Here is a 13,809-nt window from a genome sequence, read left to right on the forward strand (position 1 = left end):
CCCCCTTACGTCCGGTAGGCGGCGTTGATCCGCACGTAGTCGTAAGTCAGATCGCAGCCCCAGGCGACCGCCCGGCCGCTTCCCATGTTCAAGTCGACAAAGATATCGACCTGGCTGCCCTTCAAATATTCGAGCGCGATGTCCTCGTCGAACGGAACGGGGCGCGATTGCTCCAGCACGGAGATGTCGCCGAGCCGGATGTCGACGGTGTTCACGTCGACCGGCACGCCCGCGCGGCCGACGGCGGCGATAATGCGCCCCCAGTTGGCGTCGGCGCCGAACGCGGCCGACTTGACGAGGCTGGAGCCGATGATCGTCTTGGCGATCGCTCGCGCGTCGTCGTCGCTCCGCGCGCCGGCGACGGTCGTCTCGATCAGCTTCGTCGCGCCTTCCCCGTCGCGCGCGATCGCCTTCGCCAGCTCCGCGCACACGTAGCGCAGGCCGTCCGCGAATGCCGCGAAGTCGGCGTGCCCGCGACTGAGCTCGCGGTTGCCCGCCAGCCCGCTCGCCATCGCGACGAGCATGTCGTTCGTGCTCGTATCGCCGTCGACGGTAATCATGTTGAACGTAACGTCGGTCGTCTCGCGCAGCAGCTCCTGCAGCAGCGAAGCCGAGATCGCCGCATCCGTCGTTACGAAGCCGAGCATCGTCGCCATGTTCGGGTGAATCATGCCCGAGCCTTTGGCCGCGCCGGAGATCGTCACCTTTTGTCCGTCCACGGTCAGCGTCACGCATGCCGTCTTTTTGACCAAATCGGTCGTCAGAATCGCCTGGCAGAAATCTTCCGATCCCCGCTCATCCGATCGCAGCCGCTCCGGAAGCTTCGCGATGCCCGCGGACACGCGGTCCATCTTCAGCAGTTCCCCGATGACGCCGGTCGACGCCACCGCCACCAGATGCTTCGGGATGCCGAGCGCTTCCGCCAGCTCCGATCGCATCGTTCGCGCGTCGTCTTCCCCCTGCTTCCCCGTGCAGGCGTTGGCGTTGCCGCTGTTTACGAGCACCGCGCGCAGCTTGCCTTCCTCGGCCAGGCTCTCGCGCGTCACCTGCAGCGGAGCCGCTTGAAACAAATTCGTCGTATATACCGCCGCGGCAGCCGCCGGCACGTCGCAGACGATCGCTCCCAGATCGTGGCGATCCGTCTTTTTGAGGCCGCAGTGCAGTCCGCTGGCCCGAAAACCCTTCGGCGACGTAACGCCGCCCTCCGGGACGATCTCGAATGATTTCCCCATGAAAACTCCGTTCCTCCGTCCGTCGTAACTTGCCGCGCTCTATTAAGGGTAAACCGGCGTAAACGTCAAGCCGAGCGTCTCGTCCCAGCCCATCATCAGGTTCAGGTTCTGAATGGCCTGACCGGCCGCGCCCTTCACCAGGTTGTCGATGACCGAGAACACCGTCAGCCGCCCCGTTCGCTCGTCCGCGAACAAGCTGATGTCGCAATAGTTCGAGCCGTACACTTCCTTCGTCGCCGGGTACGTCCCGGTCGGCCGCACGCGCACGAACTTCCTGCCCTCGTAGAACTGCCGGTACAGCTCATGAAAATCGGCGCTCGTTCGGCTCCTGTCGGTCAGCGTGGCGTACATCGTGCTCATGATGCCTCGAGTCATCGGCGTCAGGTGCGTCGTGAACGTCGTGGCGACCGGGCGCCCCGCCGCGCGGGCGAGCACCATCTCGATCTCCGGCGTATGCTGATGCTGGCCGACCTTGTACGCTTTGAAGTTCTCGTTCACTTCGGAAAAGTGGGCGTTCAGCTGAAGCCCGCGTCCGGAGCCGGAGACGCCGGTCTTGGCATCGATGACGATCGAGTCCGGATCGATCCAGCCTGCCTTCACCGCCGGATACAGCCCAAGCACGGTCGCCGTCGGGAAGCAGCCCGGATTGGATACGAAACTCGCTCCCGCCACTTCGTCGCCAAACAGCTCGCACATGCCGAACACGGCCTGATCCAGCTCCTCCTGGCCCGCAGCCTCCTTCTTATACCACTTCTCGTACTGCGCGCGGTCCTTCAGCCGGAAGTCGCCGGACAAGTCGATGACCTTGAGCCCCGCCGCGAGAAAATCCGGCGCCAGCTTGGCGCTCACTCCGTGCGGCGTCGCCAGGAACACGACGTCCGCCTTGCTCCGGATCAATTCCGGATCGACGGCGTCCAGCGCATCGGTGACGATCTCCGTCAAGTGCGGGAAACTCTCGGAAAATAAGGACCCGGCCGACGAAGAGGATACGACCGAAGTGACCTTCACGCTAGGATGGGCGGCCAGCAGGCGAATCAGCTCGACGCCGCCGTAGCCGGTGGAGCCGACGATCGCCGCGCGAAGCTGGGCAGGTTGTGTCGTCATGGCATTCTCTCCCTCTATTTCAATCCCGCTCCCGTGCGGGAGCGACGCGGAAAACCAACTTTTATTGTACCGAATCGCACCGTGGAAGTAAAAACAATTTCCGGGGGTTCGCCGTTTCAGGAATTATGTATTATTATACATTCACATTATTATTTATACAATCTTTTTTTGACTGTTGCGTCCAATCTTTATCACAAAAAGACGGCCGAAGCTCCCCTGCTTCCAAGGGAACCTCGGCCGTCGCGGCGCTTCAGTCAGGCGTTCGCTTCCGGCTGCTTGATCTGGCTGCGCAAATAGCCGTCGATGAACGCGTCGAGATCGCCGTCCATGACCGCCTGCACATTGCCCGTCTCTACGCTGGTGCGATGGTCCTTGACCATGCTGTACGGATGGAAGACGTAAGAGCGGATCTGACTGCCCCAAGCGATATCCATCTGCTCGCCGCGGATCTCGGCCAGCTCCTTCTGCTGCTCCTGGATCTTCAACTCGTACAGCTTCGACATCAGCATTTTCATCGCGCGGTCGCGGTTCTGAATCTGCGAGCGCTCCGTCTGGCAGGCGACGACGATGCCGGTCGGCAAGTGGGTGATCCGAATCGCCGACTCCGTCTTGTTGATATGCTGGCCGCCCGCGCCGCTGGAACGATACGTATCGACGCGAAGGTCCTCCGGCCGGATGTCGATCTGCACGTCGTCGGGAATTTCCGGCACGACGTCGCACGAGACGAACGACGTATGGCGGCGCCCCGACGCATCGAACGGCGAGATCCGCACGAGCCGGTGCACGCCTTTCTCCGCTTTCAGGTACCCGTAGGCATTGTAGCCCCGGACCATGATCGTGACGCTCTTAATGCCCGCTTCGTCGCCCGGCAGGAAGTCGAGCACTTCGACTTTGAAGCCGCGCTTCTCCGCCCAACGGGTATACATTCGGTAGAGCATCTGCGCCCAGTCCTGCGACTCGGTGCCGCCCGCTCCGGGATGGAGCTCCAGAATAGCGTGCGCCTTGTCGTACGGCTGGTTCAGCAGAAGCTGCAGCTCGAACGAATCGACGCTCGCCGCCAGCGTTTTCACGCTTTGCGCCCATTCCGCCTGCATGCTCTCATCCGGTTCTTCTTCCAGGATCTCCAGCATCGCCTCCAGGTCTTCCTGCTCCGAAGCGAGCTTGCCGTACTGCTCCACGACGCTCTTGATCGCGTTCAGCTCGGCGATCACGCCCTGCGCCTTCTCGTTATCGTCCCAGAAGTCGGGCGCGCTCATCTTCTCTTCGAAGTTGGCGATCATCTCCGTCTTGAGATCTAAGTCAAAGAGACCCCCTGAGTTGCCGGAGTCGCTTCGCGGTCTCGCGAAGGTCTTGCTTCAAGCTTACATCGATATCTGCCATGCACATTCACCTCGTCGAAATATCGTCTTGCCCAAAACAGACGCAAGCGGCGCCCGTCCGCCCATCTATCGAGGCGCGGCACCGCTCGCATTCTTCTTTAGTCTATGCGACCGTGACACATTTTGTATTTCTTCCCGCTGCCGCAAGGGCACGGATCGTTGCGGCCGATGCGCTCGAGCGCCCGCTTGGCCGGGCGCTTGGCGCTCTCCTCGGCTTTGGTGTCGACGGCTTGACCTTCCGCCACCGCTTCGCGCTTCACGTTGCTCTCGACCTGAGCTTTCAGGATGTACAGCGTGATCTCCTCTTCGATGCGGGCAATCATCGACTGGAACATGTTATGCCCTTCGAACTGGTATTCGCGAAGCGGATCGTTGCCTCCGTAAGCCCGAAGATGGATGCCTTGGCGCAGGTGGTCCATCGCGTCGATGTGATCCATCCACTTGCTGTCCACGGCGCGGAGCACGACGACCTTCTCGAACTCGCGCATCGTCTCCGGTCCGATCTGCTCTTCACGCTCATCGTAGTACGCCAGGATGCGCTCCATGAACCATTCGACGAGCTCGTCCGGCTCTTTGCCCCACAAATCGTCCTTCGTCACCCGATCCTCCGGCAGGAAGTTCGTGTGCGCGTATTTGACGAGGCTCTCGAGATCCCAATCCTCTGGAACCTGGTCCGTCGGACAATGGTTCTCGACGGCTCGCTCGACGGAGGAACGAATCATCCCGGTCACGATCTCGCGGATATTCTCGGAGTTCAGAATCTCGCGACGGTCGCCGTAAATCTTCTCCCGCTGCAGGTTGATGACGTCGTCGTACTGAAGCACGATCCGGCGGGCATCGAAGTTGCTGCCTTCGACCCGCTTCTGGGCCGACTCGATGGCGCGGGTGATGAGCCGGCTCTCGATCGGGGAATCCTCGTCGAAGCCGAGGCGCTCCATCATGCCCATAATGTTATCGGCGCCGAACCGGCGCATCAGTTCGTCTTCCATCGACAGATAGAACTGCGACGATCCCGGGTCTCCCTGACGGCCGGCGCGTCCGCGCAGCTGGTTGTCGATCCGGCGGCTCTCATGCCGCTCCGTGCCGATAATATGCAGTCCGCCGAGATCGGCTACGCCTTCCTCCAGCAGGATGTCGGTACCGCGGCCCGCCATGTTCGTGGCGATCGTGACCGTGCCTCGCTGTCCCGCGTTGGCGATGATGGCCGCTTCCTCGGCATGGTACTTGGCGTTAAGCACCTGGTGCTTGATGCCCTTTTTCTTGAGCATCTCCGACACGCGCTCGGAGTTCTCGATCGAGACCGTGCCGACGAGTACCGGCTGCCCCGTCTGGTGGCGCTTCACGATCTCGTCCACCACGGCGCGGAACTTGCCGTTCTCCGACTTGTACACGACGTCCGGCGCGTCCTGGCGGATGTTCGGGCGGTTCGTCGGGATTTGCACGACTTCGAGGCCGTAGATCCGCTTGAACTCTTCTTCCTCCGTCTTCGCCGTACCGGTCATGCCGGCCAGCTTGCGGTACATCCGGAAGTAGTTCTGGAACGTGATCGTCGCGAGCGTCATGCTCTCGTTCTGAACCTCGAGCCCTTCCTTCGCCTCGATCGCCTGGTGCAGCCCGTCGCTGTAGCGGCGGCCCGCCATGAGGCGCCCGGTGAACTCGTCGACGATGACCACTTCGTCTTCCTGGACGACGTAATCGACGTCGCGCTTCATGATGTAGCGCGCGCGCAGCGCCTGGCTGACGTGATGGTTCAAGGTCACGTGCTCGTGCGAGAACAAGTTGTCGATATTAAACGCGCTCTCCGCTTTGCTGACCCCTTGATCGGTCAACGCGATGCTGCGCATTTTCACGTCGATCGTGTAATCTTCGGTCTCCGTCAGCCGGCTCACGAAACGGTCCGCCGCATAGTAAAGCTGCGTCGATTTTTGAGCCTGTCCGGATATAATAAGCGGCGTCCGCGCTTCGTCGATCAGGATGGAGTCCACTTCGTCGATGATCGCGTAAGAAAGCGGACGCTGAACCATTTGTTCCTTATAAAGGACCATGTTGTCGCGCAAGTAATCGAAGCCGAATTCGTTGTTCGTTCCGTACGTAATATCGCAAGCGTAAGCCGCCTGCTTCTCTTCGTGGCTGAGGCCGTGAAGATTGCAGCCGACGGTCATGCCCAGAAATTCGTACACCTGTCCCATCTCATGGCTGTCGCGCTGGGCCAGGTAGTCGTTGACGGTGACGACGTGTACGCCTTTGCCGGCGAGCGCGTTCAAATAGACGGAAAGCGTGGCGACGAGCGTCTTCCCTTCCCCGGTCTTCATCTCGGAGATTTTGCCCGAATGCAGCACCATGCCGCCCATCAGCTGGACATCGTAATGGCGCTTTTTCAACACGCGCTTGGACGCTTCGCGCACGACGGCGAACGCTTCAGGCAGAAGATCGTCCAGTTCCTCTTCGCCCTTGTCCAGGCGCTCCCGGAACTCTTCCGTCTTGCCGCGAAGCTGTTCGTCCGAAAGCCCCGAAACGGAGGACTCCAAGGCGTTGATCTGATCCACGGTCTTCTGCAGCCGCTTCACTTCGCGTTCGTTGACGTCTCCGAAAATTTTCTTGACCAATCCGAGCATAGTCTACCCCTTCCCTCTGTGCGGGTATAGCCGTATCTACTTATTTTAGCAGTTTGCCGATGGGCGGGCAAGGAAGGGCCGCTGGAAAAGCGCAGCAAACCAAGCCCCCATAGAAAAGCCCTCCGTACGAATACGGAAGGCCTCGGTTATGTTTGGTTATTCGGCGGTTTCGATCAACCCGTATTTGCCGTCGCTGCGGCGGTAGACGACGTTGACATCCTTCGTATCCGAGTTCGCGAATACGTAGAAGTTGTGTCCGACCATATTCATCTGGAGAATCGCTTCTTCGACATCCATCGGCTTCAGGTTGAAGCTCTTCGTCCGCACCAGCTCGAATTCCTCTTCCTCTTCAAATGGCGCGAGTGCCGTCGAGCTGCGGGAGTAACCGGTTCCGTAATCCTCTTTGAAAAGGGCTCGGGACGTGCCGCTCTGCTTCACTTGACGATTCACTTTCGTCTTGTGCTTGCGAATCTGACGCTCCAGTTTGTCCACCACGAGGTCGATGGAAGCGTACATGTCTTCGCTCTTGTCTTCCGCCCGGAGCAGCACGCTCGGGAGCGGAATGGTGACCTCAACGGCATGCCGGCCTTTGGTGGTGCTTAGCGTCACATGCACGTCGGATTTGGGAGGCGCTTCGAAATACCGTTCCAGCCGACTCAGCTTCTTCTCGACATAGTCCCGAAGAGCATCCGTCACATCCATGCGCTGACCACGAACATTGTAGATCACAGGCATTCCTCCTCCTTTTGCTGCCTTTATTTTATCACAGCCGAAGGAGGCGTTTCAAAACATTCCGTTAATAATTTTGAATTTTTTGATAACTTGGCTCATACCGTGAAAATAACGGCCGCGCGCATGTCGATCCCAAATAAAAATGCCCCGGATCGCTCCGAGGCGGGGTGGCCGGCAAATCGTAAAATGATAACCGGTTTTCTAATTATATGTCTGTCTGGCGCCATCGCGCCGATAATTACGCTTTTACGACGTTTGCTGCTTGCGGGCCTCTAGCGCCTTGCACAATGTCAAATTCGACGGCTTGCCCTTCTTCGAGGGACTTGTATCCGTCCATTTGGATCGCGGAGAAGTGTACGAACACGTCGCCGCCTTGCTCCGTTTCGATAAAGCCATAACCCTTCTCTGCATTGAACCATTTTACTTTACCTTGCATGTGCGTAACATTCCCTTCATTTTCAAATGACATAGGCGATTTGGCCTGGCCCACACCCCGAATATACCATCAGGGAAAGATTGGTGTCAATGGGGAATTTGTAAGCGGTGTCAAATAAATTTATGCCTTTATTTGCGGGGTGATGTCCGGTTCCGTGGAATCTTGATGAATAAACGCAACGACCCGCCCCGGCAAGTGCGCCTTTGGGACGGATCGCTTGTCAAACCTCGATAAAACCCGCCTCAACCCGCAATCGTTAGCAATTCGCGAATATCGTTCTCCGACAGCGAAGGCTGATCGGCGGTGAACGGGAAGGCCATCTTCATTACCGGCTATCAGGATGAAGAGAGCCCCGGGCGGAAGCTGATCGCGCTGGCGGAAAGGACGGAACGGACGCTGGAATTGAACGGAGCCCAGCGCCCCGTTGCCTGCCGTGTGGATAAATACGGCCTGTCCGCCCATGCGGACGCTTGGAGATGACCCGATTTATCGAAGAGTTGGGTCCGGCCCATACGCTGCTCGTCCACGGCGACGACGATGCCCGCTTCCAGCTGTCGCAACGGCTCGACGACCGGTTCGATCCGGTGCTGACCGACAACGGCGCCGTCTACGAATTCGCGCCGCGCGGCTCCCGGCAAGGCAATCTGGGAAAAAAAATATCGCCACGAGAACGAACAATCGGGGTTGGACGGCTGGATCGGCCAGGTGATGCTGCAGCGCACCGACGAATCGCAATTATATCCGGTGATCTGCACAGGAGTTCACGGGAAGTCGCGCACGCTCATCTGCCAGGACTTCCGCAAGGGCCGGATCGTCAAGGCGATGGCGTCCGAGGTGGCGGAGACGGTTGGCCCATGGTCCGGGCCGGTGCAGGAGCTTGAAGAGAAGCTGCCGGAGCTGGTCAAATTCAGCAAGCCGACGTTGTTGACGTTGGATTGGACCGGATTGGAAGCGGGCCGCGGCTACGATCTGGAGGAAATGTGCAGCGTCGTTGGGGCGACCGAAATGGAGCAGCGTCTGGCGGTCGCCCTGGCCCTTCTGGCGCTGCCGGAAGAACAAGTAAGCCGCGTAAGACGGGAAGACGGGTTCGAGTTGCCCCTTTATACGCCGGACCGCGAAGCGCTGGAGGCACTCCAGGAGCTTCGGCTGCCGATCCAGGGGTTGCGACCGATCCGGCAACCGCGCTCCACGAAGCTCGCCAGCTTCTCGAACCGCACCCCCGATTTGCGCGCTGCGGCGCCGAAGGAGCGGATACGGATCGGCCCGAGATTGTCGTCTACTTCGATTTTCCCGATGCGGTAACGGAAGAGGAGCGGCGGTAGATGGCGGAGGAACTGGAGCGCCAAACCGGATGGACCGTTCGCTTCTCGCCGTCGATTCGCCAGGATCAGCTGGTCCAGTTGGCCCGCACCCTTCTCGGTCCGGCCCTGACCGGCAATCCGTCCATTCACTTGCAAGACCGGCAACTTGCGGTGGAGGCGGAACCGGGATCTGACTGGGAGGCGATTCAGCGGCAATTCCAGGGGACGACCGGCTATCGGCTGACGCTCAAGCGGAAGGAGGGAGGAGCAGGAAGCGCCTCGGCCTCTGCCGAGGACGGCGGAACCGCGGCGCTTCCGCCCGCCGGACGGCAGCCGATGGAGGTCAATCGGGCGCAGCAGGAAGTCAAGCTGTGGCAGCGGGAAATCGCAGCTAGCCGCAGGTCGGCAGCCGCTACCGGCAAAAGATGGAGCAGTTAGCCGAACGAATCGGCATGGCCGTCTCCATCGCCCGGCATCCGAAGCAAAATGAAATTTTGACAATCGCCGAGGAATTGCTCCCGCCATCATGGGGAGTCGCGAAGACCCCGTCGATTCACATGGACAGCGGCCTCGTCGGTGTCAAGCCGGCTCCCGACGCCACCATCAATCCGCAGGAGGCAGAAGCGATCGGCGCCAAGCTGGAGATATTGACCGGGTACCGGCTGAGCTTCCGCTAGCGCTCAGCTCTTGCACGGGGAAGGTTCAAAAAATCTCTTCGGTTGCAAAGGACATTCCCGGAAGTACGCTTACAGTTACGGTATCGTCTGCGCTGTACGTGTCCAGCGATTCGTATTTACCTTCCCCGTTCAACAGGTGAACGAGGATAATCTTCTCCGCGGGATAAACGATCCAATATTCTTTGACCCCCGCGCGTTCGTACAGCGACTTTTTGACCGTCAAATCCAGCTTGATGCTGGCGGGGGAGATAACCTCGACGACAAGATCGGGAGCGCCCTTGCAGCCCCTGTCGTCCAGCTTGGACGGATCGCACACGAGCGTGATGTCCGGCTGCACAACCGTCATCGTATCCTCGTCCGCTTCACCCCCCTCAGGCAAACGGACATCAAACGGAACCGCATACACCTCGCAACTCTTGCCGTGCAGGAAGTTGCTGAACTGCACAAACAGCGCCCCCAGCACCCGCTGATGCTGTCGCGAAGGCGCCGGCGTCATTGCGTGCGGCTCGCCCCCGATCAATTCCATGCGCGTCCCCTCCGGCCAGCGCAAATAATCCGCGTTCGATAGGCCATCCGATCTAAGGGCTTGCTCAACTCCCTCACCTCCGCGGCTCTGTTTCGTCGTCCAAAGTTCCGTCCGTTTTGTTAATTTCATTTTCATTATGGCACAGAAGATTGAGCGCCAACCCTGTTTATCGACTTAGCCCCGCTGCCGTTCCCAACACGGCATCGATCTCATCCGCAGCATCTTCGTCCGTCATCCCCGGGAAGATCGGAAGCGACAGCGACGAGCGGTAGTACGCCTCCGCATTCGCAAACCCATCTGGGGTTTATCCAAGATTACGATAGTAGGGTTGGCGATACACCGGAATGTAGTGCACCTGCACGCCGATATTCAACGCGCAAAGCTGCTCGAACGCCGCATCGCGTCCGCCGTGCAATGCTTGCTCATCCCGCAAAACATATAGATGCCAGCTGGAGCGAGACTCCGGGTGCTGCTCCGGCAAAGTCAGCCCCGGCACGCTCCGGAACGCTTCATTGTAGCGCACCGCAATCGCGCGGCGCCGCTAGACAGCGTTCCAGCTTGTCCTCTGCAAAGCGCCAAGCGCCGCCTGAATATCGATCATCCGATAGTTGTAGCCGAGCTCCTGCATTTCGTAGGCGTCTTCGATCAGCACCAGACCGCGGTCCTTCGCCAGCATGGACAATCGATCCATCTCCGCAGGCTGCCCCGAAAAATCGATAGCAGAAGCCTTACAGCCCTTGAAACAGACTATTGGAAAGTGAATCATACTGCGGCATTTTTAAGGGGCTGCCGCAAAATTATACACGACAACGTGATAAATGAGCGTATTAGGAGTTTGTTTTGAACCTGCTTAATTCTTTCTGCAAATCAATACATGTAAAAACTCTCCATCTAGCCCCAGTTGTCTATTTTTTTCCAAATAAATGGTAGTCGATATCGCATTTGAGAAAAATTTAGTGATATCTAACCCATAATCATATGTTACAAGCGAACCATTTTGATCAATAGGATTTCCATGATAAATTGGTTCGAGAATATGTTCAAGCTCATTATTAACTATCTTTGCCCTCTGAACTGTTTTATCTAATTTTGTATAAATAGGGACTGTAAATATATGTACTCCACCAATTTTCAGTACTCTTTCAATCTCTTTAAAGGCTTCTATTGGGTTCATTACATGTTCAAAAACATCCTGAGTTATGAATATATCGATACTATCACTATCAAATGTTAAGCTCTCCAAATTTTCACAACGTACGCCATTATAATATTCCCCAAGATTTATATTACGAAAAAATTGAGAATCCGTGTAACTTTTACAATTATTTTTCAAGTAATCTGCTGAAGCACCACCCGGAGACGATTCATGAATTATTAAATTTCTCCAATTATTTTCAAATTGATTTAATACATGCACAAGCGCCCTCTCTCTTGGGATCGAATGACAATACAAACATAAGTACTCATCCCTTAGCCAATCGCCTTTTTCATAAAAATAGGTTTCTTTTTCGCAAATAGGACAATATCCTGAGTTCACTTTAGAACTTTCTTGGTTGTCTGCCCCCACAAAAATGGCTAAGTCATCGATTAACGTTTTTCCATCATTTAATAGTTGTTCCTTCACGTCTTGAAATAAATTGTTATCACGAATCGCAATGTAGTAAGGAAAACCACATTCCCCCAACTGCTCATATGTATAAACTATAATATTATCAATTTCCTTTATTTCATCAGCTCTTTTATCGCAAAACGCATAAACAGCATCACCATATCCCATTAATTTAAGAAATTCATAAATGCCTCTTCCGATGATTCCTGCACCATAAATAATAAGTTTATTTTCTTTGTCCATGTTATCTCCTTAGAGGTTGTCATGATAGAAATTTAACATTTGCCAGTAAAGTAAAAAAATGGAATGATTATGCCATAATGCTGAACAGCATAACCAGCTTCAAAGATTTATTCCTCTCTTGCCCCATCTCCATAATGTTCCTATCATATCTCAACATTTAGGAAAAAAGTAGACTGGTAATCGACAAAAATCCACATTGTACTTAAGGGTTGTACATCTAAAAGTGTGGTGAAATAGTCCATTGATATGGATGCCCTCGTACCGGAGGGGCACATTCTTCGGCGTCTTGATGAGGCGATCGACTGTTCGATTATTTATCCATGGGTCGCGCCGCTTTACGACGAGAAGATGGAATGCCGGGCAGCCGATCCTGAATTCATGGTTCGTCTGATGTTGCTTGGCTACTTGCTTGTTCAATCATAGTGAACGGAATCTGTATGCCACGACGCGACCCCGACGCCCGACTGTACAAAAAGAGTGCGGGACAAGAAGTGCATCCCCGCTACTTGGTTCATGATCTCGTGGATGTCCGCTCCGGCGTCATCTTGGATCGCCGTGCCAGCCATGCTTCTGGAACCGCAGAGCGCGAAGTGAGTCTGCAGCAACTTCAAGCCATTCGTTTTCGTCATCCGTCGTTTTCCATCCTGATCCTTTCGGCAGACAAAGCCGAGCAGATTCAGATCCACAATGAAGCCAAGCAGGTTCAATTGCACGGTGGCAACCGACAGGTCCAGAAGATGCGAGCGCGATGTGAGCATGCGTTTGCCGAAGCTAAAAATGTTCATGGGCTGGGCCGCGCTAGAAGTCGTGGACTGGACCGGATGCAAGAACAGGCCACCTGGACGGCCATCGTCCAAAATCTTAAATGATTATGCCGGTTCAAGGCGAAACAACCTCGAACGGGCAGTTCTGTATGCGCCGCGCCCGTGATCGGAAATGATAGCGGAGGCGCACAGGCTTCCTTGGTGCGGTTTTCCATGGTTCTCTGTGATTGGTTTAAGACCATAAGAGGTCGAAAGGCTACAATCCACACTTCTAGTACTTTGGCCAATCCAGATTTAACCATTAAGCTCTCCCTATAAAAAAATTCGGGAGGACTTTTCGATGAACAAAAAATACGAGATTCGGCTCCAAGAAAAAGAACGCGAACAGATCGAGCAACTCCTTCATAGCGGGTCTACATCCAAAGGCATTCGGCATCGTTGTCTCGTGCTTCTGCTGGCAGACGAAAGTCAGGGAGCGATTCCCACTCAAGCGGAGATTGCTCGCCGCGCAGGCGTTAGCGAAGCCACGGTGTATAACGCAGTCAAGGACTACTGAATCCTGAATCCCGCTCATCTGCATGGATGAGCAGCCCATCCAATTATTGGATCATTCGCGCCCTCCGGAACCGATGAAACTCGGAAAGATCCATCGGGAAGATTACGATTATGTGCGAAAAGGAAGCTGCAGTTTGTTCATGTTTACCGAACCGTTAGCCGGGTGGCGTCATGTCCATGTGAGTGAACGACGGACAAAAGCCGATTGGGCTGAGCAAGTTCGAGAACTTCTTGAAGATCATTATCCCGAGGCGAAGCGCGTTCGGCTTGTCATGGATAATTTGAACACCCATGCGATTTCGTCCTTGTATGAAACGTTTCCTCCCGAAAGGGCATTGTCTTTAGCCAAACGTCTTGAGATCCATTACACGCCTAAGCATGGGAGCTAGTTGAACATCGCGGAAATCGAGTTGAGCGCACTGACGGTGCAATGCTTGCATCGCCGAATCGACTCCATGGAACAAGTACAGCGAGAAGCAACAGCTTGGGAAACGGATCGCAACCTGGCTCAGAAATCAATACAATGGCATTTTACGACCGAGCAGGCCAGAGGGGAATTAAAACACTTTTATCCTGAAATTTGATTCGGTCATGGTACTAGTATAACTACCTTCATTACGAATACCTCCATATCGT

General features: G+C 55.9%; 17 protein-coding genes and 1 pseudogene. 8 read left to right on the forward strand and 10 right to left on the reverse strand.

The genetic code is table 11. The features are described from left to right. Positions 1-5: 5 nt before the first annotated feature. The 6 genes from argJ to H7C18_RS15000 all read right to left on the reverse strand — a co-directional run bounded on the left by argJ (position 6) and on the right by H7C18_RS15000 (position 7,498). A complete protein-coding gene (argJ, locus tag H7C18_RS14975; RefSeq protein ID WP_185129892.1) occupies positions 6-1,232 on the reverse strand; it encodes a bifunctional glutamate N-acetyltransferase/amino-acid acetyltransferase ArgJ in 1,227 nt (408 codons plus the stop codon). Positions 1,233-1,274: 42 nt separating this feature from the next. After that, a complete protein-coding gene (argC, locus tag H7C18_RS14980) occupies positions 1,275-2,336 on the reverse strand; it encodes an N-acetyl-gamma-glutamyl-phosphate reductase (protein ID WP_185129893.1) in 1,062 nt (353 codons plus the stop codon). A gap of 254 nt (positions 2,337-2,590) precedes the next feature. Next, positions 2,591-3,716 (reverse strand): peptide chain release factor 2 gene (gene prfB / locus H7C18_RS14985; RefSeq protein ID WP_185129894.1). Its coding sequence is split into 2 segments (ribosomal slippage): positions 2,591-3,637 and positions 3,639-3,716, totalling 1,125 coding nucleotides; the frame shifts between segments, so codons are not numbered across the junction. A 97-nt stretch (positions 3,717-3,813) separates the two neighbouring features. Next, positions 3,814-6,330, reverse strand: coding sequence for a preprotein translocase subunit SecA (secA, locus tag H7C18_RS14990; protein ID WP_185129895.1), 2,517 nt, complete (start codon positions 6,328-6,330; stop codon positions 3,814-3,816). Between the two features lie 156 nt (positions 6,331-6,486). Next, positions 6,487-7,059, reverse strand: a complete 573-nt coding sequence (hpf, locus tag H7C18_RS14995; protein ID WP_185129896.1) for a ribosome hibernation-promoting factor, HPF/YfiA family — start codon at positions 7,057-7,059, stop codon at positions 6,487-6,489. 241 nt (positions 7,060-7,300) lie between these two features. Beyond that, on the reverse strand, positions 7,301-7,498 hold the full coding sequence (locus H7C18_RS15000) for a cold shock domain-containing protein (protein WP_185129897.1): 198 nt from the start codon (positions 7,496-7,498) through the stop codon (positions 7,301-7,303). 303 nt (positions 7,499-7,801) lie between these two features. Between H7C18_RS15000 and H7C18_RS15005 the strand changes: the two genes are divergently transcribed. The 4 genes from H7C18_RS15005 (at position 7,802) to H7C18_RS15020 (ending at position 9,476) form a co-directional block, all read left to right on the forward strand. Continuing rightward, entirely contained in the window at positions 7,802-7,978 is a 177-nt protein-coding gene (locus H7C18_RS15005) for a hypothetical protein (protein WP_185129983.1), read from the forward strand. A gap of 204 nt (positions 7,979-8,182) precedes the next feature. Then, complete coding sequence (locus H7C18_RS15010) at positions 8,183-8,800, forward strand: hypothetical protein (protein ID WP_185129898.1); 618 nt, start codon at positions 8,183-8,185, stop codon at positions 8,798-8,800. Positions 8,801-8,820: 20 nt separating this feature from the next. Next, entirely contained in the window at positions 8,821-9,237 is a 417-nt protein-coding gene (locus H7C18_RS15015; protein WP_185129899.1) for a hypothetical protein, read from the forward strand. Continuing rightward, complete coding sequence (locus H7C18_RS15020) at positions 9,225-9,476, forward strand: hypothetical protein (RefSeq protein WP_185129900.1); 252 nt, start codon at positions 9,225-9,227, stop codon at positions 9,474-9,476. The genes H7C18_RS15015 and H7C18_RS15020 overlap by 13 nt, the downstream gene beginning before the upstream one ends. A gap of 25 nt (positions 9,477-9,501) precedes the next feature. Here H7C18_RS15020 and H7C18_RS15025 read toward each other — a convergent pair whose 3' ends face one another. The 4 genes from H7C18_RS15025 to H7C18_RS15035 all read right to left on the reverse strand — a co-directional run bounded on the left by H7C18_RS15025 (position 9,502) and on the right by H7C18_RS15035 (position 11,569). Beyond that, positions 9,502-10,026 (reverse strand): Uma2 family endonuclease, encoded by a 525-nt coding sequence (locus H7C18_RS15025; protein WP_273386755.1) that lies wholly within the window; start codon positions 10,024-10,026, stop codon positions 9,502-9,504. A gap of 280 nt (positions 10,027-10,306) precedes the next feature. After that, on the reverse strand, positions 10,307-10,531 hold the full coding sequence (locus tag H7C18_RS35115) for a DegT/DnrJ/EryC1/StrS family aminotransferase (RefSeq protein WP_337913552.1): 225 nt from the start codon (positions 10,529-10,531) through the stop codon (positions 10,307-10,309). Positions 10,532-10,543: 12 nt separating this feature from the next. Further along, entirely contained in the window at positions 10,544-10,684 is a 141-nt protein-coding gene (locus tag H7C18_RS35120) for a hypothetical protein (RefSeq protein WP_238357705.1), read from the reverse strand. A 168-nt stretch (positions 10,685-10,852) separates the two neighbouring features. Then, positions 10,853-11,569: a class I SAM-dependent methyltransferase gene (locus tag H7C18_RS15035; protein ID WP_337913554.1), complete on the reverse strand. Its 717-nt coding sequence runs from the start codon at positions 11,567-11,569 to the stop codon at positions 10,853-10,855. Between the two features lie 525 nt (positions 11,570-12,094). Between H7C18_RS15035 and H7C18_RS15040 the strand changes: the two are divergent. From H7C18_RS15040 to H7C18_RS15055, 4 genes and pseudogenes are all read left to right on the forward strand, one after another. Beyond that, positions 12,095-12,720 (forward strand): annotated as a pseudogene (locus H7C18_RS15040) (transposase); the annotation flags it as partial. 238 nt (positions 12,721-12,958) lie between these two features. Further along, a complete protein-coding gene (locus tag H7C18_RS15045) occupies positions 12,959-13,174 on the forward strand; it encodes a helix-turn-helix domain-containing protein (RefSeq protein WP_185129902.1) in 216 nt (71 codons plus the stop codon). 22 nt (positions 13,175-13,196) lie between these two features. Beyond that, entirely contained in the window at positions 13,197-13,562 is a 366-nt protein-coding gene (locus tag H7C18_RS36025) for a transposase (protein ID WP_185129903.1), read from the forward strand. Further along, the gene (locus H7C18_RS15055; protein ID WP_185129904.1) at positions 13,563-13,757 is read left to right on the forward strand and encodes a hypothetical protein; all 195 of its coding nucleotides are present in this window, start codon (positions 13,563-13,565) and stop codon (positions 13,755-13,757) included. Positions 13,758-13,809: the final 52 nt, after the last annotated feature.

Origin of the sequence: Cohnella zeiphila, assembly GCF_014212055.1 — a bacterium.
GTDB classification, from domain to species: Bacteria; Bacillota; Bacilli; order Paenibacillales; family Paenibacillaceae; genus Cohnella; species Cohnella zeiphila.